The organism is Actinoplanes sp. NPDC000266 (assembly GCF_042899005.1).
Classification (GTDB): domain Bacteria; phylum Actinomycetota; class Actinomycetes; order Mycobacteriales; family Micromonosporaceae; genus Actinoplanes.
This window is the reverse complement of the sequence record NZ_JBIAZI010000020.1, coordinates 24829-48706: the sequence shown is the minus strand read 5'-3', so window position 1 is coordinate 48706 and position 23878 is coordinate 24829. Positions and strand designations below refer to the sequence as shown.

Genomic DNA, 23878 nt, shown 5'->3' with positions numbered 1-23878 from the left:
GCTTGACGTTTGGAGAGGGCATGACCGACGAACTGCACTGGAAGAGCGCCGCCGAGCTCGGGGAGCTGTATCGGAGTGGCGACGTGTCTCCCGTCGACGTGGTCGACGCGGTGCTCGACCGGATGGACCGGGTCCACCCGGTGCTGAACATCATGGTGACGACGACCGCGGACCAGGCGCGGGCCGACGCGAAGGAGGCCGAGCGGCGGTTCCGGGCCGGCGACGACCTGCCTCCGCTGTACGGCGTGCCGATGACAGTCAAGGATCTGGCCGACACGGCGGGCGTGCGCACGACCTACGGGTGCACCGCGTTCGCCGATTTCGTGCCGGAGGTCGACGCGATCGGCTGGGCGCGGCTCAAACAGCAGGGCGTCATCCTGCTGGGCAAGACCACCACCCCCGAGTTCGGGCTGCTCGGCGTCACCGAGAGCAAGCTCACCGGCTCGACCAGTACCCCGTGGAAGCCGGGGTACAACGCCGGCGGCTCCAGCGGGGGCGCCGCGGCGGCCGTCGTCGCGGGCGTCGGGCCGATCGCCTGGGGCTCGGACGGCGGCGGCTCGATCCGGGTGCCGTCCTCACTGTGCGGCGCGGTCGGCATCAAGCCCTCCATCGGCCGCGTCCCGACCGCAGGCAGCGCCGACGGCGACGGGACCGAAGGCCCGATCGCGCGCACCGTCCTGGACGCCGCGATGGTGCTGGAGGCGACGGCCGGCCACCACCCAGCCGACCGCTTCTCCGTGCCGCGCGACACCCGCAGCTATATGGAGGCCGCGCTCACGCCGGGAGATCTGACCGGCGTACGGGTGGCCGCCTGCTACGACCTCGGACAGAAAGTCCTCGACCCGGAGGTGCGCCGCCTGTTCACGCTGGCCCTGGCCGACATGCGGGCAGCCGGCGCGACCGTCGGGGAAGTGCGCATCGAACTGCCGGACACATGGGAGTTCTTCGACCACATCAACAGCTATGCGTATCTGGAGTTCGCGGAGGAGATGCAGGCCAACGGCGTCGAGATGTGGCCACTGGTCACCGAGCTGGCGGAGCGCGCGAAAAGCGTCTCCGGCCGGCAGGTCAACGCCGCGTTCCGGCAGGGCAAGACCGCGATCTACGAAGCCTTCGTCAAGGCGATGACCGGCGCCGACATCATGGTGACGCCGACCACCGCGGTCCCCGCCTTCCCACACGGCGGCGACATGGGCCCCACCCGGCCGGTCGACGGGCAGGAGGCACCGCCACTGGGCCTGCTGATCCACGCGATGACCGAACCGCCCAGCCACGCGGGCCTGCCCGCACTGACCTTGCCGGGCGGATTCGACGCGGACGGGCTGCCCATCGGCCTGCAGTTCATCGGGCCGCTGTGGGCCGACGCCGACGTCATCTCGGTCGCAGCGCGTTACGAACGCGCCACGAAATGGCACACCCGCCATCCCGCGATCTGACTATCGGACGACGTTCTTCCCGCGTAGCCGTGTCGGTTTCGCGGACGTCAAACCTGCGGCAGACCGTTGCATGTTTTATCTGGCCGGTTATATGTTCGCTGTCACACCATCAGCATGGCGCGGGTCACAGCCCGACTGCGGCTCCTGACAGAGGAGAAGGCATGAAAATCGGCACCCCAGCGGTACGCGGGCTTACCGCGACCACCGCCGCCCTGCTGGCCGGCGGCGCGCTGGCGGCGTGCGGCGGCGGCAGCGACACCAAGACCCAGCCGGTCGACGCGACCAAGCTCGTCTCGTCGCTGCCCGCCGCCAAGGCCGACGTCGACAAGATCACCTGGAACGTCAGCGGCGAGCCGGACATCCTCGACCCGCGCAACGCCGTCACCTACAGCTCGGGCCAGATCGTGCGCAACATGTGCGAGGGGCTGCTGAAGATGGACCCGGACTTCAACGTCACCCCGAACCTGGCGACCTACCATCAGGTCTCCCCCACCGAGCTGAAGCTCACCGTCCGCGACGGCGTCAAGTTCTGGGACGGCAAGCCCCTGACCGCCGCGGACGTGGTGTACAGCATGCAGCGCTCCGCCGCCGAGGACTCGGTGGTCAGCTATGGCTACCTTTTCGTCAAGGGCATCACGGCCACCGGCACCAACGAAGTGACGGTCACGTTCAAGCAGCCCGACTCGTCCTTCGTCAACAACCTGGCGACCATTACAGGCGTCGTCATCGAGAAGGACTGGGGCGAGAAAACCGGAGATCAGGTGGGTACGCCGGCCGGCGGCATCATGTGCACCGGCCCGTACAAGTTCGGCTCGTGGCGCTCCGGCAGCGGGATCACGATCGAGCGCAACGACGCCTACTGGAACACCGAGCTCAAGCCCCGCGCCAAGCGGGTCGACTTCACCTTCGTGACCGACGACACCGCGCTGGCCCAGGCCCTCGAAGCGGGCGAGATCGACGGCGCCTACGAGCTACCCGCCTCGACCCTCGCCAAGCTGACCACCTCCACCGCCGGCCGGGTGGTGTTCGGGCCCTCCACTCAGAGCGTCGGCATCTCCGTGGCCCGCCCGGACGGCCCGCTCAAGGACCAGAAGCTGCGCGACGCGTTCCAGCGCGCCGTCGACCGGGAGGCGATCGCCAAGGTGGTCTTCAACGGCGCCGCCCAGCCCAACTACACCAGCTTGACCCCCGTCACCTGGCCCAACGCCGAGCGTGACATCTACCAACCCGACTACGACAAGTGGGTCGCAGCGCGCTCGTACGACATCGAGGCCGCCAAGAAGCTCGTCCAAGAGTCCACCTACGACGGCAGTGAACTGGTGCTGGCCATCCAGGCCGGCGACCAGACAGCATCGCGCATCGCCCAGCTTTTCCAGCAACAGGCCAAGGCCATCGGTGTCGCCATCAAAATCCAGGCGCTACAGCCGCTGGTGTTCGATCAGGCCGGCTACGACGCCACCAAGCGCAAGGGCATCGACCTGATGTACGGCGCCAGCTTCAACTCGCAGCAGAACCCGCTCGAACCGCTCGGCTTCGATCTGCTCCCCGACCAGCCCTACAACTACACGAATTTCGACAACCCCGAGGTAACAAAGCTGATCACCGAGGCCCAATCCACGCTGGACGCCAAGAAACGCGCCCAGCTCATCGTGCAGGCCCAGCAGATCTACGAGCCCCTGACCGGCACCATCCCGTTGGTCTCCACCAGCACGGTGACCTTCATGAACAACAAGCTGACCGGAGCCATCACCTCCTTCGCCTACTGGTCGATGCCGCAGATGGCCTACATCGGTGCCGCGCAGTAGGCTTCCGCGGCGGATCGTCGCCACGGTGTCCGGCGCCGTCACGACGATCCTGGCCGCCTCGTTCATCATCTTCGCCGCCCTGGCGGCGGCGCCCGGCGACCCCGTCGCCCAGGTCCTCGGCGCGAAAGCCACCGACGAGGCGCGCGCCGGCATGCGGGCGCGCCTAGGCCTCGACGAACCGCTGCCGGTGCGCTACTGGCACTGGCTCACCGGTGCGCTGCACGGCGACCTCGGCACCTCGCTGACCTCCCGCCAGCAGGTCACCGACATGATCGGGCCGCGGTTGCTCACCACGGTCCTGCTCGTCGCGATGGCCGCCCTGCTCGTGGTGGTGGTCGGGATCGGGCTCGGCGTGGTCGGTGGTCTCAGCCGGCGCGGCCGGGCCGTCGTCTCGTCGGCTGTCGGGCTGGGCGTCGCAGTGCCCAGCTTCGTCGGCGCCAACGCGCTGATCGGCATCTTCGCCGTCAAGCTCGGCTGGTTCCCCACCTACGGCAGCGGCGACGGCCTCGGCGACCGGATCTGGCACCTGACGCTGCCGGCGATCGCCCTGTCGATCGGCTACGGCGCCTACGTGTCGCAGCTGACCTCCGCCGCCGTCACCGAGGAGGCCGACAAGGAGTACGTCACGACGGCACACGGCCGCGGCGTGCCGGCCGGCGTGGTGCTGCGTCACCACACCCTGCGCAACGCCGCCCTGCCGGTGCTGACCGCGTCCGGCCTGGCCGTCGCCGGCCTGGTCGCCGGCACGGTGATCGTCGAGCAGGCGTTCGCCGTCGACGGCATCGGCGGCCTGCTGGTCCGCAGCATCTCCAGCAAGGACTACCCACTGGTCACCGCCATCAGCCTGATCATCGTGGTGGTGTTCGTGGTGGTCACCACCGTCATCGACCTGATCCAGACGGCCCTGGATCCGCGCGAGAGGGCCGAGTCCTGATGGCCATCACCTGGGCAGCCACCCGTGACATCAGCCGCGGCCGGTTCGCCGCCCTGCCGGCTCCCGCCATGATCGCCTCCGCCGCGCTCACCGGCACCCTGACCCTGCTCGCGATCATCGGACCGTGGATCGCACCCTACGACTCGGACGCCACGGACGTACTGTCGTCCAGCCAGGGCCCGAGCGCCGCGCACCTGCTCGGCACCGACTCGCTCGGCCGCGACGTCCTGTCCCGCGCGCTGACCGGCGCCCGGCTCAGCTTCGCCGGCCCGGCCATGATCGTGCTGATCAGCACGGTACTGGGCACGGCGATCGCCATCCTCAGCGCCTGGCACGGGGGCCGGTTCGACCGGCTCGCCAACCGGTTCCTGAACATCCTGTTCGCTGTGCCCGGCATCCTCGTCGCCGTGCTCTCCTCGGCCGTGTTCGGCGCCGGCTTCTGGGCCCCGGTGCTCGCCCTCGGCTTCGTCTACACGCCATATATGGCCCGGGTCGTGCGCAGTGTCGCCGTACGGGAAAGGCATCGAGGTTATGTCGAGAGCCTGCAACTGGCGCAGATGTCCTCGTGGCGCATCTGTCTGCGGCACCTCGTGCCCAACGTCGCGCCCATGGTGATCGCCCAGGCCACCTACAACTTCGGCTCGGCGCTGGCCGACTTCGCCGCCGTCTCGTTCATCGGGCTCGGCATCCAGCCGCCGGCCGCCGAGTGGGGCGTCATGGTCGCCGACGGCCGCTCCGAGGTTCTCAATGGCGCCGTCCAGCAGAGCCTGGTGGCCGGCGCCCTGATCGTCGTCACCGTCGTCGCGTTCAACGTCCTCGGCGCCCAGCTCTCCAACCGGACCGGAGCCCGCCGATGACCCTGTTCGATATCGAGGAACTGCACATCGGCGTACGCGGTCGCACGCTCGTACGCGATGTCTCGGTGGCGATCGGCGCCGCCGAATCCGTCGGGCTTGTCGGTGAGTCCGGTTCCGGTAAATCGATGACGATCAAGGCGGCGATGCGGCTGCTGCCCCGCCATGCGACCACCGGCGGCAGGATCCGATTCGATGGCCGGGACGTGCTCAAGCTCAACCGCCGTGGGCTGGCCGGCTACCGGTCGCGGGACGTTGGGCTCATCCACCAGGACCCGCGCGCGCACATCAACCCGACCCGGACCATCGCCCAGTTCGTCACCGAGAGCGTGGTGCACACCGGGCAGATGGGCCACGACGAGGCGATCGAACGGGCCTGCGGCCTGATGCGCGACGTCGGCATCGCCGACGCGGAACGTCGCCTCGCCCAGTTCCCGCACCAGCTCTCCGGCGGCCTGCTGCAACGCGTCATGATCGTGGCGGCCCTACTGCCGTCCCCGCGGCTCATCTTCGCCGACGAGCCCACCACCGCCCTCGACGTCACCGTCCAGTCCGACGTCATGGCCATCCTGCTCGAACAGATCCGCGATCGGCACGTGTCCATGCTGTTCGTCACGCACGACCTGGACCTGGCCGCCGCCGTCACCGACCGGCTCGCCGTCATGTACGCAGGCTCCATCGTCGAAACCGCAACCTCCGCCGAGCTGTACGCCCGGCCCCTGCACCCCTACACGGCGGGCCTGCTGCGGTCACGCCCCTCGACTACACGCGTGCACCGTCTGACCGCGATTCCCGGACGGCCCGTCGCCGCGTACGAGGCGGAACGGGGTTGTCCCTTCGCGTCGCGCTGCCCGTTCGCCATCGAGCGATGCCGGCAGGACCGGCCGGAACGCCGGACCGTCGACGGTCACACGGTTGCGTGCCACCGCGTCGAGGAGATCGCCGACCAACTGCAGGAGCGTGTGCCGTGACCCTCGTGCTCGACGTCCAGGGACTCGCCAAGACGTTCCACAGCCGCTCCGGCGGCGATCGCGAGGTGCTTCGCGACGTCAGCTTCTCCATCGAACAAGGCTCGTGCCTGGCCGTGGTCGGCGAATCCGGCTCCGGCAAGACCACCACCGCCCGCATCATCGCCGGCCTGGAAACCGCCTCCGCCGGCACGGTGACCCTGACCGGGCGTGTGCAGATGGTCTTTCAGGACCCCTACGGCTCGCTCGACCCGCGCCAGGCCATCGGCTCCGGACTGCATGAACTGCTGCGGCTGCACGGGCTGCGCAACAAGGCCGAACGCGCCCGCCGAGTGGCGGAACTACTGGACTCGGTCGGCCTCGACGAACGGCACGCCACGCAACACCCCGAATCGCTCTCCGGCGGCCAACGCCAGCGCGTCGCCATCGCCCGCGCGCTCGCCCTGGACCCGGCGCTGCTGATCCTCGACGAAGCCGTCTCCGCCCTCGACGTCAGCGTGCAGGCACAGGTCCTCAACCTGCTCGCCGACATCCGCGAACAGACCCACATCACCTACCTGTTCGTCTCCCACGACCTCGGTGTCGTCCGCCAGGTCAGCGACACCTGCATCGTCCTGGAGAACGGGCGCCTGATCGAGCAGGGCCGCACCGAGGATGTCCTCGACTCGCCACAACAGCCCTACACCCGGGCCCTGCTCGACGCCGTGCCGCGCCCCGGCTGGCAGCCCCGCCGCCGTACCCCCTGAGCCCCCAGCACACCGAGGACTGGCTCCATGCCGCCTCTAAATATGTCTTCAGTTGTACAACGAAGGGAACAATAGGCATGACGCAGACCCTCGCCGCCGGCCTGACGCCGCACCAGCAGTCGCTGCAGGGCAAGACCATGCCCGACGCGCTCGACGCCGCGGCGCAGGCCTGGCCGGAACAGCTGGCGCTGCGCGAGATCGAGGGTGAGCAGCGCTCGCTCACCTGGAAGGAGCTGCGGAACGCCGTCACCGGCCTGCGCTCGGGCCTGGAGTCGACGGGCGTGCGCCCCGGCGACAAGGTCGGCGTGATCATCCGCAACCAGGTCGAGTTCCCGATCGCCTGGCTCGCGATCGTCGAGGCCGGCGCCGCCATCGTGCCGCTCAACCCCAAATACACCGCCCGCGAGATCGACTTCGTGCTGACCGACGCCGGAGCGACCTGGCTCATCGGCACCCAGGACCTGATCGAAAGCCACGCCGCCGACGGGCGCATCGGCCCAGTCACCCTGGACCGGGCCATCTCGATCGGCGCCAGCGACCTCGCCGGGCTCCGTTACGGCAAGCTCCTCGCCACGGCGCCGACCCCGCGCCGCACCGGTGCCGACCCCCTCGAGGTCGTCAACATCCAGTTCACCTCCGGCACCACCGGCCTGCCCAAGGGCTGCCTACTGACCCACGAGTACTGGATGGAGTTGGGCATCTACGGCGCGGCGCTGGACCAGGACGCCGTGCGGCTGCTCGCCGACCACCCGTTCTACTACATGCAGAACCAGGCCTACCTGATGATCGCCATCTTCAAGGGTGGCGCCCTCTACCTCACGCCGGGCCTGAGCCGGCGCAAGTTCATGGGCTGGCTGCACGACTACCGCATCGACTTCGCCTGGATCGACGAGGACATCCTCGAGTTCCCGGCGGACTCCCGCGACCGGTCGCTGGCCCTCAAGCGGGCGCCCGTCGCGGGCCTGCCCGGCCCCGCCTACGCCCCGATCGAGGAACGCTTCGGCATCAAGGCCCGCGAGTGCTACGCCAGCACCGAGATCGGCAACGGCACCGCCGTGCCCTACGACCGCGACGACCTGGCCGGCAACGGCTCGATGGGCTTCTGCTTCGCCAACCGCGAATCCAAGGTCGTCGACGACACGTTCGACGAGGTGCCGCCCGGCACGGCCGGCGAACTGTGCTTCCGCGGTACCGGGATGATGCTCGGCTACCACAATCGGCCCGAGGTCAACGCCGAGCTGTTCCTGCCCGGCGGCTGGTTCCGCACCGGCGACATCGCCGTCAAGCAGCCCGACGGCCAGCATTTCTACGTCGGCCGGGTGCGCGACATGATCCGCCGCAGCGACGAGAGCATCTCCGCCGCCGAGGTCGAGATGCACATCGGCGGCATGCCCGGCATCAAGGACATCGCCGCCGTGCCCGTCCCGGACCCGGTCCGCGGCGAAGAGGTCAAGGTGATCGTCGTACTCGAGGACGGCGCCGACATCACCGCCGACCAGATCGTCGTCTGGGCGCGCGAGGGCCTCGCCCCGTTCAAGGTGCCGCGGTTCGTCGAGTTCCGCGACGAGCTGCCCTACACCGCCAGCGGGAAGGTGCACAAGGCGGCCCTCAAGGACGAGCCGGAACCGCTGCACGACGGCGTCATCGATACCAAACCCTGATCCTGTAATGTGATCGTCGTTGTATAACCGATTTGGCGGGAGGCGCGGTGCCGATCTACGTCGATCACGACGAGCGGCGGGGCAAGATCGTGGACGCGGCCATCCGCGTGCTCGGCGACCGCGGATTCGCCAACTTCACGCTGCGGTCGGTGAGCGACCGGCTCGGCGGCTCCGTCACCATGGTCACCCACTACTTTCCCAGCCGCGACGCCTTGCTGGCCAAGATGCTCGAGCAGGCTCTCGAGGACGCGCGCACCGCGCAGAAGGAACTGACCGCGATCAAGGACCCGCACGACCGTCTCGAGGCGGTCGTGCGGTATTTCCTGCCCATCGACGATGAGGCCATGGCGATAGAGAAGGCCCGCGTGGCACTGAGCAGCCACCGCAACGTCGAACCGGCCATCCAGCGACACCTGTCCCTGATCGAGCCGGGCATGCGCGACCTCATCCGCGCCGCCATCCAGGAGTTCATCGACCCCTACCAGATCGAGGCCACCGTCGACCTGATCCGCCTGTGGACCGCCGGGGTCGTACTCTCGGCGATCGAGCACCCGGAGATGTGGACGCCCGAACGGCAAACCGCGGCCCTGCACCATTTCATGAAGCTCATCGACCTGCCGGTCACCGCATGACGGCCGCCGGCTCATCGAAGATCGCGCACCCGCCGCCGGCCCGTTCGGGCTGATACAGCACGACGCCCGCATCGCGCAGCCGATCAAGAATCCCCTGCGCAAGACCGGCGGCGCCGGTGCCCAAGGCAAGGCCTCCCATCAACATCGCCGTATTCGCACCGTTCCATCGACCCATCGCGAATTTGGCCGCCCGCGTGCCGACCAGCAGCGCGTCGGCCGCTGGATACGCGAGGTCGATGGGTCCGAGCTGCTGGTCGCCGAGCAGGTCGACGACGAGGGCGGAGCACACGGTCGCGCCACCGAGGCCGGCGATAGCGCCGTCGAGCACCATGCGGCGGGCCGAGTCCATCAGCTCAGCGGCTTTGCGCTCGCTTTCCGGCAGGACGTGTGTGTAGACCTCACGTGTCGTGCGGGCATCCGCGCGCCCAAGCCGCTTCTGCATGACACGCTCTGGAACCCCCGCGTCCGCCCCAGCGGTCGCCGAGGTGTGCCGGGCATCGTGCAGCACGATCACCGTGCATACCGGCCGAGTTGCAGGCGTGTTCCCACCGGTCGGTGTAATACCGCGGATAGCAGGGAGCGCCATCCTCACGAGGGAAGACATATCCATAGTCGTGACCCAGCAGCCCGGCGGCGGCCTTATCCTGTCCTGACGGGCCTTGCGCTCGCGCAGAACACGCACCGTCGCCGGGCCGATCGCGATGGCACGCCGGCTCTTTCCCTTCGGCGACTCTCCGATGGCCTTGTCGCCGCAGATGGTCCGCTGGAGATGAATGTGAACGATCGCTACTCGTGGTGATCCCCGTTCCTACCGTCTGACGACGACCATGGGAGCCGCCCGACCAAGCGGCGGCCTGGGCGACGCGGCGCGGGTCACGTCGTACGGCCGGTCAGCTGCCGGCGAGGACCGTGAGCGGATCGTCGTGCAGTGGCTTCCAGCCGAGGTCCTTGTGCGCGCGGGCAGAGCTGAGCCGCTGGTCGAGCGCGAATGCGTCGGCGATCGGGCCCATCTGCTCGCGGGCCTGGTCGAGGGTGATCGAGATGGTGGATCCGGTGCCGAGTACGTCGGCGACCTCGCGGGCGGTCGGTCCGACGCCGCCCACGCCGAGGTAGACGGTGCCGGCGTGGGCGTGCAAGGCGGCCGCGTACAGGGTGGCGATGTCATCGACGTGGACCATTGCCCAGTTGTTGGTTCCGTCGCCGATGTACGGCACGGCGCCAGCCTCGCGTCCCGGCTGGGCGAAGAAGACATCGATGAGGCGGTTCTCGCCGCCGTAGACAAGGCCGGGCTGAACGATGACCGTGTGCTGGCCGCGTTCGAGCACCGCGTCTTCGACCTGCTTGCGCCAGGCGACGACCGGTGGCGGGTTCCACGGCGCGGTTTCGTCGACGATGCCGTCGGTGTCGCCGTAGACCCAGGTGCCGCCGGTGTGCACGTAGACACCCGAGCCGACCCCGTCCATCATCGCTGTGGCCGCGGTGAGGTCCTCCTGCGCGGTGGAGGCCTGGGCGAGGTGGACGACCGCGTCTACGCCGAAGGCGGCACGGCGCAACATGTCCGGGGCGGTCAGCGCACCACTGACCGGCTCGACCGGCATGTTTTCTGGTCAGCGGTTCGACCTCGGGCTTTCGCCGGCCGCTACGCCAGCTGCAACAGGTACGCCCGCCGTGCAAGCGCGGCTCGCTTGGCCCGGGCTTCAGGATCCAGAGTGCCCGCCGGGTCGACCTGCTTTTCGAATCTGATGAGAAACGACGCGGTCGCGGTCGCGGCCGCCCTCCGGCGTTGCCGGTCGGCGGTATTCGCCCGCGACACGAGCGCGGCGATCCGCGCACGCCGGGACCGTTGCTTAGCTGTCAACGCCATAACCACTCCCCCCGCTTCACACTCGCTCAGGTTCTCGCTCAGATGGCCGTAGGCGGATACGACGATGAGCGCCCGACGCAAGGGCACCCCGCGGCTAAACCGGCTGGAGCACAAGCGCTGGCGCGCCCTCCGAAGAAGGTGTCTAGTGTGGCCAGTCATACGACAAAGCCAACTTTTCTACCCAACGGGCTGTTGCGCACCAGTACCGGAATCAGGTTCGCTTTTCGTGAGTTTGAGATCACGGATAGCAAGGAAGGTGGGCGCTCGTCGTGGTGAGTGGCGCTTCCACAGAAGCCGAGTATCAGGACGGGCCCCCTGCAGGCGTCGACCAGCGCGGTCAACTCGAGTTGGATATCTTCCGCCGACCGGCCGAGGACGCCGGCGCGCAGACCCAAGGCAACTTCCACTATCAAACCGAGGTCATCGCCTCATACTGCCTGAGCCTGCATACCGACGCGTCGATCATCAAGATCATTTGTGAGTGGCAGGAAGACTTCATCATCGTCCGGGATCGGCCTCCGATGCTCGAACTGGTCTCCGTCAAGCATCACGAGGACATGCTGTACACCACGATGAAGTCGCTCTGCGACCAAGGCGGCGTCGCGCATCTGTTCGACCGGTGGCTCAGCTACACCACCTTGCCCGTCGTGCGATTGGCCAGCAACACACGCCTGGGCGGCAGGCCGGGTGACTACACACCACGCGCCCTGCTGGATGTCTGCCGTGCAGGTGAGCTGGATACGCCGCGAGGTATTGGCCTCGTAGCGCACCTGGCATGGGCCATGATGGAGATGGCAGCCAAATCCACGACTCTTGACAACATCCCGAAAGCTGCCGCCCCGGCGCCACCCAAGCCCAAGCGGCACGACCCGACCGGCCTGCCCAGAGGTCTGTTCGAGATGCTCCAACGGTTCGTGCGCAACTGCCAGTTCGACTGCGAACGCCCAGCGAAGCCCGACATCCGGGACGTCAACATTCGGCGGATTGCGGAGCCGGCGGCCAGCACGCTCGGCTTCGCGCGGTCAGCCGCCGCGACCGTTTACAAATCGGTAGTAGACCTCGTCGCGGAGGCGAGTCGCGACGACAGCGGCCGACTCGCCGATCTTGCTGGGTACCTCACCAACCCCGGCGCCTACGATCCTCACTCGGAGCTCGCGCGGACTGTCCAGCGGCGGACTCTGACCCGTGACATGGTCATGGACGCGATTCGGCTGGGCGCACGGCATGCCGTCAGTGACTCGGTGCCGCTGCTACGAGCCGGGCAGGCACCACCCCGCGCACCTGGCGGCCATCATCTCATCGAGAAGATGCGCGCGGCCATGATGGGCGATGACGAGCGAGACAACGCCCTCGGCATGCGAGACCTGTGGCTCCATACCTGGCCGCAGGCTCGGACCGGCTTTCCGGAGGACATTGAGACGCAGTACCGGCTGGAGATGGAGATCCTTGACATCGTCCGCCAGATCCGGGCTCAGTTGATCGGCAAGAGCGGCCACTACGGCATTCAGTTCCAGGCGTTGCTGCACTCCGAACTGCGCCGGGCGGAACTCAGCAAGAAGACCAGCGTGCCCCTCGACGACTTCCATATCCTCGGGTACGCCTACGAGTTAAGTGATATGTGCAAGTTCGGGTTCTCGCGGCCGGTGGAGGGATGATGGCCGCACCATTACCCGCCGCCGCCGTCTTGGCGATCCGCCAGGAAAGCCTTTATCACGAGGCTCGCGTCTTGATTCTCATCTGCCAGTTCACCATGCCGGCCGAGCCGTTTCGCGGCCTGACAAAACTCGCGAAAGTTGACTTCCTGCTTCGGTATCCAGTCATGGCCGAACGCCTCCTGCCGCCTGGTATTACCTGGCTAGGCGGCGCCCCGACAGATGATGAACGGCAGGCGGTGGAAAGCCGCATGATCCGCTACAAGTACGGCCCGTGGGACGACCGCTACTACCCGCTCCTCGGTGCGCTCGTCGGCAAGCGTCTCGCAACGTTTGCGCGGGTCAACGATTCCATGGAGATCACCCTCACCGACGCCGGCCGCGACCTCGGCATCGCACTGGGGGAAACCAGTTCCTGGGCAATCGTGGCTCAGAGAGCCAGATTCTTGCGCGCTCACTTCGACCTGCCGGGCCGAGAACTGAAAGACCTGATTTACGAGCAACTACCGGACGTCGTTGCCCTTCCGCTCAGAAGCGAGATCTAGATGGCCACGAATCTACGTATCCGGACTCTCACCGTGGCGACCAACACCACGTCGCAAACGTTCGACTTCCTGTCTCCGCTGACGTTCGTCACCGGCACCACGACGATGGGCAAGTCGACGCTGCTGATGCTGATCAAGCACGCACTCGGCGGCAATGCAGCCCTGACCCCTGCCGTGGTCCAGCACGTCACCCACGTCGACCTAGCCATTGAGGCCGGGGAGTCGTCGCTCATCCTTCGCCGCCGGATCGGCCTCACCTCCGGCGTGGTGGAGGTCATCGAGCCGGGTTCGCACGTCATACAGCACACCTGGGCCGTAAGTCCCACGCCTGCCGACGGGCCTTCGATCTCCCGCTACCTACTCGAGGCGTTGGGGATTCCAGTCGAGCGTGTATCGACGTCACGGGCCGGAGTCAACTCCCGCACTGTTGCCCTGACCTTCAAGGACATCTTCCGATACTGCTTCCTGCAGGCAAAAGAGATCGACCGGTCCGTCGTTGGACACCTCGACACCACGAACACCAACCCGAAACGCATCGCGGCTTTCGAGATGATGTTCGGTCTCACCGATGCGGAACTCCGAGAGCTGAAACGCCTCAGAGGGATCGCGCGTGACCGCGCCCAGCAGCTGGACAAGGACGCCGCCGCGATCGACCGCTTCATCCGCGACTCAGGTGTCGTCGATGTTGACGAGCTCCGGGCCCACCGCATGGATCTGGTGCAACAGCTAGCGACCACGGAGGACAAGCTGCGGGCGGCTCGGGACGAGGTAGCCGCACTGACTGGCGCGGATCAAGACCGCCGCGTCGAGTTGTCCGCAGCCCTGACCGAAGCACAGAAGAGGCACGAGGCGGCCGATCTGCTCGCGGTCACCGTCCGCGGCCGCGAAGCCTCCCTCGCCCAACTGCGCTTGGACCTAGCCAAAGCCGAACGCCGCAGTACGGCGATCGGCCTGCTCGCCCCGTTCGAGTTCGCCACTTGCCCGCGTTGCATGCAGGACCTCGACGGCCGCACGGTCGCCGAATCGGACTGCCGCTTGTGCTGCCAGCCGTTGGCGCCAGTCAACGTCGAAGACGCCCACGCCTCGGACGAGAACGTCGACCGGGTACGAGCACAAATCGAAGAAACGGAAACCCTCCTTCACGCCGACGTCACCGCGCTCGAACAGGCACGGCTTACAGCTCAGCACGCCGACTCGCACCTGGACACACTTCACCGCGAATATGACCAAGCGACTGCCGACGCAGTCTCCCCACGGATTGAAGCGGTCGCTCAACTAAGCCGACAGGCGGAGTCCCTACGTCGGGACATCGGCGAGATCGGTCGGCAGACCGAAATGTGGCAACGACTTGACCGAGTCCGCAACGAAGCCGCCGGCCACCGCAAAACGGACCGGCAACTCAAGGTCGACATCACCGAGCGAGAAAAACTCCTGCGGGCCCGCGGCGCTCAGCTCGACGACATCAGCGCAGCATTTGCCGAAGAGGTCGACCGAATCGGTGTTCCCGCCGACGGAGACGCCCACATCGACCCGAAAACGTTCCTACCCCTGGTGGGAGACACCGCTTTCGAAGACCTACAGGCCAGCGGAGGTGGCGCCAGCACGGCGCTCAACATCGCCTACCACCTCACCCTCCTCACCACTGCTCTCGATCACCCCGCCGTGCTGCTGCCCAGCCTTTTGATCATCGATTCTCCGCGCAAAGCGATCGGCACCGGGGACAGGGACCGTGAACTCGGCCGCCGCATTTATGCCCGCCTGGTAACCCTCGCTAGAGCCTACGGAGACCGCATCCAACTGATCGTGGCTGACAACGACATCCCGGCCGAGCTCGTCACTCCGCGGAACACGATTGAGCTAACCTCCGAGCGCTCGACCGTGCCCGGCGTCACCAACACCGGCGTGGGAGAGGGCCAGCGGGTCGAAGACCTCTGACAGCTGCGCCAGACGAGAATGCGATTACTGGTTGGTGAAACCGATGCCGTTGCCAGCCTGCTGACGGCATGCGTGAATTCGAATTGCGTCAGCGCGATACCGCTGAAGCGCTCATTCCATGCCTGCAACCGGTCGACAAGCTGCGCGCTCACGTCGTCGACGGAGCTGTAATCGTCGAGACCAGAGGTAGGGGCACCGCGAGTACCCGAGCATGGCTGGAGTGTGGATCTTGTCAAAGTGGCGTAGCGGATCGCGCTACTTCCGAAACGGGACTGACCACTCCGGCGTCTGGATTTTCGGCCGTGATGGCGTCACCGCCGCCTAACCTACCGCCATGCGCGGCCCGACGACGCGGGCTGCACCGGCATCACACCCATCGAGCGCCACCGGCTATCCGATGGCATCAGCTCCCACCGTTCCGGAGAGTGCGATGAACCCGGCCGCCGCAGACGCATACCCGAAAACGGTGGGTTTTCGGTGGGTGACCTTGTTCCTACAAAGATGGTGACCTACGTTTCCGCAGGTCACCATCGATATTTTGTCGGGCTGACAGGATTTGAACCTGCGACCCCTTGACCCCCAGTCAAGTGCGCTACCAAGCTGCGCTACAGCCCGCCGCCACCCGGCACCTACACCGCGCGGCAACTCCAAAAGCTTACCAAGCCCTACCCATGAGCCTTACCCCGCCCCCCAGGCCCCGTCTTCTTCCTCGGCTTCACCGAGATCTCGATCGGCGACCCTTCGTACCCGAACTCCTCGCGCAGCTTCCTCTCCACGAACCGGATGTAGCCCGCGTCCAGCGGCCCGGTTGTGAACAGCACGAAGCGCGGCGGCGCCACTCCAGCCTGGGTAGCGAACAAGATGCGAGGCGCCCGCCCACCCCGTACAGGGTGAGGGGTGGCCTGGGTCAACGCCGTCAACCACTGGTTCAAAGCCCCAGTCGGCACCCGCTGCTCCCAAGAATCGAGAGCGCGACGCAGAGCCGGCGCCAGCTTGTCCACCGCGCGGCCGGTCTTGGCCGAGATGTTCACCCGAACAGCCCACGGGATCCGCTTGAGCTCGCGGTCGATCTCCTTGTCCAGGAAGATCCGCCGGTCAGCGTCAACGAGGTCCCACTTGTTGAAGGCGATCACCAAAGCCCGCCCCGCCTCCACGACCTGGGTCAGAACACGCTGGTCCTGCTCACTGATGACCTCAGAAGAGTCCAGCAGCACGACAGCCACCTCGGCCGCCTCCACGGCGCCCGCCGTGCGGAGTGAGGCGTAGTACTCCGTACCCGAAGCTTGATTCACCCTCTTGCGCAGTCCAGCCGTGTCGACGAACTGCCAAACTTCCCCGTCCATCTCGACGAGGCTGTCCACGGGGTCAACAGTGGTGCCGGCGACGGAGTCGACGACCGCCCGCTCCTCCTTGGACACCTTGTTCAGCAGCGACGACTTGCCCACGTTGGGCCGACCGACCAAAGCCACCCGGCGCGGCCCCCGCGGGCCGTCCTCCACGATCGGCGGCGGATCGGGCAGCGCCGACAGGATGTCATCCAGCAGGTCACCCGACCCGCGCCCATGAAGCGCCGAGATCGGATGCGGCTCCCCCAGGCCCAGGGACCAGAGCGAAACAGCCTCCAGCTCCAGGTTCTGGTTGTCCGCCTTGTTGGCGACCAGAATCACCGGCTTGTGCGACCGCCGCAGCATCTTCACCGCAGCCTCGTCGACGTCCGTGGCGCCCACCGACACGTCGACCACGAACACGACGACATCCGCGGTCTGCACGGCCATCTCCGCCTGCCGGGCGATGGCCGCCGCCCGATCACGGGCGTCGGGCTCCCAGCCGCCCGTGTCCACGACCGTGAAGCGACGGCCGTTCCACTGCGCGTCGTAGGGCACGCGGTCCCGGGTCACCCCGGGCACGTCCTCGACGACCGCCTGACGGCGGCCGATGATGCGGTTGACCAGGGTTGATTTGCCGACGTTGGGGCGGCCGACCACGGCTACGACCGGGACGGGACCTTCAACGACATCCACGGAGAGGAGCTCCGCGGGAGAGTCACTCACGACTTCACCTTGCTGTTCAAAAGATTCAGGAGGTACGCGACGACCTCGTCGATGCCCATCTCGGAGGTGTCGACCTCGATGGCGTCGGACGCCTGCTTCAGCGGGTCCGTCGCGCGGGAAGAGTCAAGCTTGTCACGCCGCAGCAGCGAGGCTTCGGTGGCCGCGACATCGGTGACCGCGTCCTCGGCGCTGCGCCGCTGCGCGCGGGCCGCCGACGACGCCGTCAGGTACACCTTGAGGTCGGCGGAAGGGGCGACCACCGAAGCGATGTCACGGCCCTCGACGATGATCCGGGGCTGGCCGGCGATGATCGCCTGCTGCAGGGCGACGAGGTGCTTGCGGACGGCGGGAACGGCAGCCACCGCGGACACGGCCTGGGTGACCTCGACGCCGCGGATCGGCGCGTCGACGTTCACCCCGTTCGCCGCGAAACTGGGCGCCGACGGATCGGTGCCGATCGACAGCTCGGTCTCCAGCGCGATCTTCGCGATCGCGTCGGGGTCGCCGAGGTCGGCTCCGCCCTGCAGAACGGCCCAGGTCACCGCCCGGTACATCGCTCCGGTGTCCAGGTAGACCCCGTCGATCGCGGCCGCCAGGCGCCGGGAAACGGTGGACTTGCCGGATCCGGACGGGCCGTCGACAGCGACAACACACTTTTCCGGCCGTACTTCTTCCGACACCGTTCCTCCAGGGTTTGCCCGCCCGACCAACCCTCCCATTGTGCCCGCACCGACCTGCCACCGACGAACCAGGGGTTTGCCAACCTTCAACGGCAAGATCAAGACCGCAGATGTACGTCACCACGAAAGGCACCGGCGTCCACGGGCCCAGCTAGCTGCAACTCGGCCTCTCTGCCGCGGCTGCCGGGCTGTCCTGCAACGAAAGCTGCCGGTAAGTTACTCAACAGTAGCAACGAGGGGAGCCCACAATGCCCACGCTGGAGAAGCTCGACGCCGTCTACGTCCTCGACCTCGGTGACGGCGAGAACCGATTCCACCCCGACTGGCTGACCGAGATCAACGCCCTGCTCGACGAGGTCGTCAAGGGCGACGAGCCCCGCGCCCTGGTCACCGCGGCCACCGGCAAGATCTGGTCGAACGGCCTCGACCTCGAGTGGCTCTTCGAGCACCCGGAGGAATACTCGGCGTACGGCGCAAGGGTCCATGCTCTGCTCGCCCGGGTTTTGACCTTGCCCTTCGTCACCGTGGCCGCCCTGCAGGGTCACACCTTCGCCGCCGGCGCCATGCTGTCGCTGGCCCACGATTTCCGGATCATGCGGGCCGACCGCGGCTTCTGGTGCCTGCCCGAGGCCGACATCAACATCCCGTTCACGCCCGGCATGTCCGCGCTGATCCAGTCCCGGCTCACGCCGCGGACCGCACACGAGGCCATGGTCACCGCCCGTCGTTTCGGCGGCGAGGAGGCGTACACCCAAGAGATCGTCAATAGCGCCGTGGCCGAGGACGAGGTCCGGAGCTCGGCCATCGCGCTCGCACAAAGTCACGTCGCCAAGGCCGGGCCGACCCTGGAGACCATCAAGACCAGGATGTACGCCGGCGTGCTGGAAGCCCTGCGGACCTTCGCTTAGATGTCCACGGAACCCAGCATCTCCAGCAGCTCGTCCGTGTTGTCCACCGCCGCCTGAAGCACCTTGCGCGCCTCCCGCAGTCGCCCGGCCTGCGCCGCCAGCCGCGCCACGTCCCCCGCCGCGACCGCACCGTGCGTGGCCGCACTGACCGACAGCAGCAGCTGAAGCCCTTCGGCCGCCTGCCCCGCCGCCAGCGGGATCGGATCGGTGCGGCTCTCGTGCGCCATGGCCGGCAGCGGCAGACAGGCCCGCTGCACCTGCCACCGGATCCGGTCGGCGCGCTGCGAAGGCTCGTCCGACCCGTCGAGTTGCCGCTGCCAGAGCGCATAGCGGGCTTCGCGGCTCATCAGCAGCCGATCCGCCGCCATGGCCTCGGCCTGGGCCGCCGCCAGCAGCGCGCCGGCCAGCCAGGCCCGCCGCGCGTTCGTATCCTCGAGATCATCGCCTGAAGGCCGCGCCCCCAGCGCCTCCAGAGCCGCGACGAGTCGTTCCTGCACCCCCATCGTCCCAACGTATCGATGGAAGCCCGCAAATACCGCGAGGCGCGCCTACATGACGACGACCAGCTTGCCGACCGTGTGCTTCTCGGCGAAGTCGTTGAGTGCCCGCACGCCGTCGCCGAGGGGGTAGCGCCCGGTGACCAGCGGGCTCAGCCCGGCCACCTCGCGCATGCCACCGAGGTCACCGTCCACGTCCAGCACCAACGCGAACCGGACGTCGTCCCGCCCGATCATTTCGGGGCGCGGCGGCGGGAACGTGATCGTGAAGAGCCGCCCGCCCGGTTTGAGGCACGCCGCCGCCTCACGCAGCTGATCGGTCGGCCGCACCAGGTTCAGCACCAGATCGACGCCACCCGAGGGATATTCGTCGTAGCCGATCACCTCGGAAGCGCCCAGCTTCAGCAGCAGCTCGCGATCGGAGGCGTGCCCGGTGGCGATGACCCGGCACCCGGACAGAAGCGGCAGGACCGTGGTGCCCACCCCGCCGGTCGCGCCGATGACCAGCACCGTCTCCCCCGGCGCCGGCTCGGCCGTGGCCATCAGCGCCCGCGCCGTCAGCCCGACGGTGGGCAGCGCGGCCGCGTCGACGACATCCAGCGAAGCCGGCCGATGCGCGATGAACGGCGTCCCGGCCTCGAAGACCGCGTATTCGGCCAGCGTCCCGGTGGTCACCGACGGCTGCTTCGCGCCGGCCAGCGCCCCCAGCGCCCGCGGCACCGAATGCCCGAAGACCTCATCACCGATTTTGTACGCCGTGACACCGTCCCCCACCGCACTGACGGTCCCCGCGAAGTCGTTTCCCAGCACATGCGGAAATTCCAGCTGTACGGGATAGGCGCCGCTCGGGATGACGATGTCCCCCGGGTTGATCGAGGCGGCGGCGATACGAACCTGAATTTGTCCCGGCCCGGCCGAGGGCACCGGAACGTCGGCGACCTCGAAGCTCGACGGCGGGCCGTAGTCACGGGCGACGATCGCTTTCATGGCTTCCTCCACGACACGTTAAGCGGACCGGTTGGTCACGTTAGACGTAAACGGACCGCCCGGTCAACTTGTTAAGCTGTTGATCGTGACCATCGACCGCCCCCTGCGCGCGGACGCCGCCCGCAACCGCGCGTCGTTGCTGGCCGCGGCGACCGAGGAGTTCGCCGCCCACGGCCTGGACGCGTCGGTGGCCGACATCGCCCGCCGGGCCGGCATCGGCAAGGGCACGGTCTTCCGCCACTTCCCGACCAAGGACGACCTGCTGGCCGCCGTGGTCCTCGACCGCATCGACGACCTGGCCGCCCTGGCGCAGCGCCTGACCACGGCCACCGACCCCGGCGCCGCCCTGCTGGAGTTCATGGAGGCCGCCGCCGGCCGCCAGCAACAGCTGGACCTGTCGTTCCTGCGCGAGTCAGGCGAGGTGAACGCCCGCCTGACCGGCGCCCGCGAGCGCCTGTTCGCCGCGATCATCGCGCTGGTGGCCCGGGCCCAGGAAACCGGCGCCGTCCGCCCCGACATCGACGGCATGGACGTCATCCTGCTGATGTGCGCCCCGAACCACGTGGTCAGCTTCGTCCCGAACCCACCACCGGACTTATGGCGCCGCTACTTGGCCATCATCTTCGACGGCCTACGCCCTGAAGGCGCCCAGCCCTTGCCCCACCCAGCACCCTGAGCCGCGCCACCGCGCGTTTCATGGCGGCCGCGTGCCCCCGAACCCGTCAGATATGCCCGTTAATTGACCGGGCGGCGGGGAATCTCGTGACTCATGACTGATCAACCGCACCGCATCGACATCAGGCAGGGCGACGAGCCGGACGGCACCACGGCGTACGAGGCGTCGCTGCGCCCGCCGGGCCATTCCGTCGACCCGGGAGTCCCGGCCGACGAGCCCGCGGACCGCGCCCCGGAGGACCGTTCCGGCTACGACTCGCGCAGCCTCGCCGGCGACTCCTCCAACTCCCGGCCGGAATGACAAGAGGCCCGGGCTCGACAGCCCGGGCCTCTCGCACGCGTGGATCAGTCGCCGGCGGCCTTGAACAGCGCGGCGACCTCGGCCATCGACAGGTGACGGAAGCCACCCGGGCGCAGGTCGCCGAGGCGGATCGGGCCGACCGACGTGCGGATCAGCCGGGTCACCGGGTGGCCGACCTCTTCCATCATCCGGCGGACGATGTGCTTGCGGCCCTCGTGCAGCGTGATCTCCACCTGGGCCGTCTTGCCCAGCGCGCCGACCAGCTTGAACTGGTCGGCCTTGGCCGGACCGTCCTCGAGCTCGATCCCGCTCAGCAGCTGCCGGCCCACGTTGCGCGCGAGCGGCCCGTTGGTCACCTCGGCCAGGTACGTCTTCTGGATCTCGTACCGGGGGTGGGTCAGCTTGTTGGTGAGGTCGCCGTCGTTGGTGATGAGCAGCAGGCCCTCACTGTCGGCGTCGAGGCGCCCCACGTGGTAGAGCCTGGTGCCGAACTGCCCGAGGAAGTCGGCCAGTTCGGTGCGGCCCTTCTCGTCGTCGAGCGACGAGACGACACCGCGCGGCTTGTTCATCGCGATGTACATGAGCTTGGTGTCGGTGATGATCCGCTGGCCGTCAACGTGGATCTCGGCAGTGTTGGGGTCGACCTTGTCGCCGAGCTTGGCGACCTTGCCGTTCACCGTCACACGCCGGCGGAAGATCAGGTCTTCGCAGGCGCGGCGGGATCCAACACCGGCGGCCGCCAGCACTTTCTGGAGGCGTTCGGCGGTGTCAGCCTGAGGCATCGAGCACTTCTTCCACGTCGTCGGGCAGGAACGGAGCGAGCGGCGGCAGCTGGTCGACCGAGTTGAGACCCAGTTTTTCCAGGAAGAGCGCCGTCGTGCGATACAGGTGTGCCCCGGTTTCGCTCTCCGTGCCGCATTCCTCGATCAGGCCGCGCGTGACAAGCGTACGCATGACCCCGTCGCAGTTCACACCGCGGATGGCGGAGATGCGCGACCGGGTCACCGGCTGCTTGTAGGCAACCACAGCCAGTGTCTCCAAGGCCGCCTGGGTCAGCCGCACAGACTGCCCGTCGAGAACAAACCGTTCCACGTACGCCGCATATTCCGGCCGCGTGTAGAGACGCCAGCCACCAGCCACCCGCCGAAGGTCGAACCCGTGCCCCGCCGCCGTGTACCGCGCCGACAGATCTTCGAGCATCACCCCGACGCGCTCGGTCGGCTGCTCCAGAATCTGCGCCAGCTGCATCTCGGCCACCGGCTCATCGACCACCAACATGATCGCCTCGAGCGCCGCCGCCAGCTCGGCGTCATCGGTCAACCCCGGCAGTTCAACTTCTTCGGCCGTACGCGTCCCCGCGCCCCCAACCGCAAGCGCGGCATCCCGCCTTTTCCGCCCAGCCTGCTCAGGCACAGCCGCCGACACCGGGCTGGCGGATGCACCATTCAGCGCCGCACTGTCGCCTTCGTCGTACTCGTCCTCGTCATAATCACGATCCGATGCCGGCACCTCTTCGGAGAACGGCAGATCGTTCTCCCCGTCATCACTGACATCATCATCGGCCGCCGCATCGAACACGTCCCCCGCGTCGTCCCCTTCTTCGGGCAACGGCGCATCGACCGGATCACCTTCGTCATCGACGATCTCAGCCTCAGCCGCGTCTTCAATCGACTCAGGCAAGGGCAGTTCCGGCCCCGGCGCCACCACCACAGGCGCAACGTCGTCGGTCAGCCCTCCATCAACCGGAACGTCGTCCTCTTCAGCGACCCCGAACGCAGGCTCCTCCGCCGGCGGATCGACCCCCTCAAACGCCGGATCAAAGTCATCGTCGGAGTCAAACCCCGCCTCGTCGAGCTCATCCCCGTCCTCAGGCAGCTGCCGATTGTCAGAGGCCCCCGCCGCACCACCAACCGGACCATGCCGAGCAACCCGCTCCTCAGCCCAGCCCTCATCACCACTGGACGACGTAGGCACAGCCGCCGACCAGCCCCGCTCGTCGGCCCTTTCGCTCAGCTCAGCCTCAGCATCCGACCCGGGCCCCGCCCCAGCATCCGACCCCGGAGCCGCCTCAGCATCCGACCCCGCGCCCCGAGCCAGCTCGGCGCGCGCCTCGTCCTCGGCCGCCGCCTGGAAGTCCCGATCCGGCGTCCGCGGCGCCCGCTCCCACGGCGGCACCCAGGCCGCCGCCTGCGCCGCAAGTGAGTCGGACTGCTCCTCGCTGCTCACGATCGTTCCTCCGCGTCGTCGTCTTCCCCGCCAAGATCATCGTCATCGGACCCCACGTCAAGTCGGCCCGCCTCAGACTTCCCCGATTCGCCCGCGCCCGAAGCCACCGACTCCGCCACACGACCATCACCCGGCAAGTCATGGCCGCCGCCAGGCAGATCATCGCCGCGCCCCCGCGCGTCCCGAGCAAAACTTCCCGACAAATTCGAAATGATCAGCGAATCAGCATCCACGGCCTCGCCGCCACCAGCCAAACCAGCGCCGCCACCAGCCAAGTCAGAATCGCGACCTTGCTCATCCAGAGCGAAACCTGCGGACAAATCCGAAATAGTCAGCGAAGAGGTCCCCACGGCCTCGCCGCCACCAGGCGGGCCAGCACCAGGACCCTGCTCACCCAGAGCGAAACCTGCGGACAAATCCGAAATGGTCGGCGAAGAGGAATTCATGGCCTCGCCGGCACCACGCGAGTCAGCACCGGGACCCTGGCCGTCCCGAACGAGACCTCCAGACAAATCCGGAAT

The 23878-nt window shown here is 67.7% G+C and carries 22 protein-coding genes and 1 tRNA gene; 14 read left to right on the top strand and 9 right to left on the bottom strand.

Going from position 1 to position 23878, the window contains the following annotated elements:
- Positions 1-20 precede the first annotated feature (20 nt).
- The 8 genes from ACFY36_RS48845 (at position 21) to ACFY36_RS48810 (ending at position 9036) form a co-directional block, all read left to right on the top strand.
- The gene (locus tag ACFY36_RS48845; protein ID WP_499752771.1) at positions 21-1436 is read left to right on the top strand and encodes an amidase; all 1416 of its coding nucleotides are present in this window, start codon (positions 21-23) and stop codon (positions 1434-1436) included.
- A 161-nt stretch (positions 1437-1597) separates the two neighbouring features.
- Complete coding sequence (locus tag ACFY36_RS48840) at positions 1598-3241, top strand: ABC transporter substrate-binding protein (protein WP_499752770.1); 1644 nt, start codon at positions 1598-1600, stop codon at positions 3239-3241.
- Positions 3228-4175, top strand: a complete 948-nt coding sequence (locus tag ACFY36_RS48835; RefSeq protein ID WP_499752769.1) for an ABC transporter permease — start codon at positions 3228-3230, stop codon at positions 4173-4175. Before ACFY36_RS48840 ends, ACFY36_RS48835 begins: the two co-directional genes overlap by 14 nt.
- Positions 4175-5032, top strand: coding sequence for an ABC transporter permease (locus ACFY36_RS48830; RefSeq protein ID WP_499752768.1), 858 nt, complete (start codon positions 4175-4177; stop codon positions 5030-5032). Before ACFY36_RS48835 ends, ACFY36_RS48830 begins: the two co-directional genes overlap by 1 nt.
- A complete protein-coding gene (locus ACFY36_RS48825; RefSeq protein WP_499752767.1) occupies positions 5029-6000 on the top strand; it encodes an ABC transporter ATP-binding protein in 972 nt (323 codons plus the stop codon). The genes ACFY36_RS48830 and ACFY36_RS48825 overlap by 4 nt, the downstream gene beginning before the upstream one ends.
- The gene (locus ACFY36_RS48820) at positions 5997-6743 is read left to right on the top strand and encodes an ABC transporter ATP-binding protein (RefSeq protein WP_499752766.1); all 747 of its coding nucleotides are present in this window, start codon (positions 5997-5999) and stop codon (positions 6741-6743) included. The genes ACFY36_RS48825 and ACFY36_RS48820 overlap by 4 nt, the downstream gene beginning before the upstream one ends.
- A gap of 77 nt (positions 6744-6820) precedes the next feature.
- Positions 6821-8404: a class I adenylate-forming enzyme family protein gene (locus ACFY36_RS48815; RefSeq protein ID WP_499752765.1), complete on the top strand. Its 1584-nt coding sequence runs from the start codon at positions 6821-6823 to the stop codon at positions 8402-8404.
- A gap of 47 nt (positions 8405-8451) precedes the next feature.
- Positions 8452-9036, top strand: a complete 585-nt coding sequence (locus tag ACFY36_RS48810; RefSeq protein ID WP_499752764.1) for a TetR/AcrR family transcriptional regulator — start codon at positions 8452-8454, stop codon at positions 9034-9036.
- On the opposite strand, the gene ACFY36_RS48805 is transcribed toward ACFY36_RS48810, so the two are convergent.
- Both ACFY36_RS48805 and ACFY36_RS48800 read right to left on the bottom strand, forming a co-directional pair.
- On the bottom strand, positions 9026-9550 hold the full coding sequence (locus ACFY36_RS48805; RefSeq protein WP_499752763.1) for a hypothetical protein: 525 nt from the start codon (positions 9548-9550) through the stop codon (positions 9026-9028). The genes ACFY36_RS48810 and ACFY36_RS48805 overlap by 11 nt on opposite strands.
- Positions 9551-9926: 376 nt before the next feature.
- On the bottom strand, positions 9927-10634 hold the full coding sequence (locus tag ACFY36_RS48800; RefSeq protein ID WP_499752762.1) for an NAD-dependent epimerase/dehydratase family protein: 708 nt from the start codon (positions 10632-10634) through the stop codon (positions 9927-9929).
- Between the two features lie 535 nt (positions 10635-11169).
- Here ACFY36_RS48800 and ACFY36_RS48795 point away from each other — a divergent pair.
- From ACFY36_RS48795 to ACFY36_RS48785, 3 genes are read left to right on the top strand one after another with little or no spacing between them, the layout of a single operon-like run.
- A complete protein-coding gene (locus ACFY36_RS48795) occupies positions 11170-12555 on the top strand; it encodes a dsDNA nuclease domain-containing protein (protein ID WP_499752761.1) in 1386 nt (461 codons plus the stop codon).
- Complete coding sequence (locus tag ACFY36_RS48790) at positions 12552-13097, top strand: hypothetical protein (RefSeq protein WP_499752760.1); 546 nt, start codon at positions 12552-12554, stop codon at positions 13095-13097. The genes ACFY36_RS48795 and ACFY36_RS48790 overlap by 4 nt, the downstream gene beginning before the upstream one ends.
- Positions 13098-13130: 33 nt before the next feature.
- Entirely contained in the window at positions 13131-15032 is a 1902-nt protein-coding gene (locus ACFY36_RS48785) for an ATP-binding protein (RefSeq protein WP_499752759.1), read from the top strand.
- A gap of 541 nt (positions 15033-15573) precedes the next feature.
- Here ACFY36_RS48785 and ACFY36_RS48780 read toward each other — a convergent pair.
- The 3 genes from ACFY36_RS48780 to cmk form a co-directional block, all read right to left on the bottom strand.
- Positions 15574-15647: transfer RNA gene (locus ACFY36_RS48780), tRNA-Pro, on the bottom strand.
- 50 nt (positions 15648-15697) lie between these two features.
- Positions 15698-17083 carry a ribosome biogenesis GTPase Der gene (gene der, locus ACFY36_RS48775; RefSeq protein ID WP_499752758.1) on the bottom strand — a complete coding sequence of 462 codons (1386 nt, stop codon included), beginning with the start codon at positions 17081-17083 and terminating at the stop codon, positions 15698-15700.
- Positions 17080-17763 carry a (d)CMP kinase gene (cmk, locus tag ACFY36_RS48770; protein WP_499752757.1) on the bottom strand — a complete coding sequence of 228 codons (684 nt, stop codon included), beginning with the start codon at positions 17761-17763 and terminating at the stop codon, positions 17080-17082. The genes der and cmk overlap by 4 nt, the downstream gene beginning before the upstream one ends.
- A gap of 248 nt (positions 17764-18011) precedes the next feature.
- On the opposite strand from cmk, the gene ACFY36_RS48765 reads away from it, so the two are divergent.
- Complete coding sequence (locus tag ACFY36_RS48765) at positions 18012-18671, top strand: enoyl-CoA hydratase-related protein (protein WP_499752756.1); 660 nt, start codon at positions 18012-18014, stop codon at positions 18669-18671.
- On the opposite strand, the gene ACFY36_RS48760 is transcribed toward ACFY36_RS48765, so the two are convergent.
- Positions 18668-19174: a DUF6245 family protein gene (locus tag ACFY36_RS48760; protein ID WP_499752755.1), complete on the bottom strand. Its 507-nt coding sequence runs from the start codon at positions 19172-19174 to the stop codon at positions 18668-18670. The two genes, ACFY36_RS48765 and ACFY36_RS48760, sit on opposite strands and share 4 nt — an antisense overlap.
- Positions 19175-19219: 45 nt before the next feature.
- A complete protein-coding gene (locus tag ACFY36_RS48755; protein ID WP_499752754.1) occupies positions 19220-20155 on the bottom strand; it encodes an NADP-dependent oxidoreductase in 936 nt (311 codons plus the stop codon).
- Between the two features lie 85 nt (positions 20156-20240).
- Here ACFY36_RS48755 and ACFY36_RS48750 point away from each other — a divergent pair, with 85 nt between their 5' ends.
- Together ACFY36_RS48750 and ACFY36_RS48745 are read left to right on the top strand one after the other, a co-directional pair.
- A complete protein-coding gene (locus ACFY36_RS48750) occupies positions 20241-20831 on the top strand; it encodes a TetR/AcrR family transcriptional regulator (protein WP_499752753.1) in 591 nt (196 codons plus the stop codon).
- 93 nt (positions 20832-20924) lie between these two features.
- Positions 20925-21131: a hypothetical protein gene (locus ACFY36_RS48745; protein WP_499752752.1), complete on the top strand. Its 207-nt coding sequence runs from the start codon at positions 20925-20927 to the stop codon at positions 21129-21131.
- Between the two features lie 44 nt (positions 21132-21175).
- Here the strand turns inward: ACFY36_RS48745 and ACFY36_RS48740 are convergent, their stop codons facing one another.
- Positions 21176-21913: a pseudouridine synthase gene (locus ACFY36_RS48740; RefSeq protein ID WP_360258443.1), complete on the bottom strand. Its 738-nt coding sequence runs from the start codon at positions 21911-21913 to the stop codon at positions 21176-21178.
- Positions 21900-22658, bottom strand: coding sequence for an SMC-Scp complex subunit ScpB (gene scpB, locus ACFY36_RS48735; protein ID WP_499752843.1), 759 nt, complete (start codon positions 22656-22658; stop codon positions 21900-21902). Before scpB ends, ACFY36_RS48740 begins: the two co-directional genes overlap by 14 nt.
- Positions 22659-23878: the final 1220 nt, after the last annotated feature.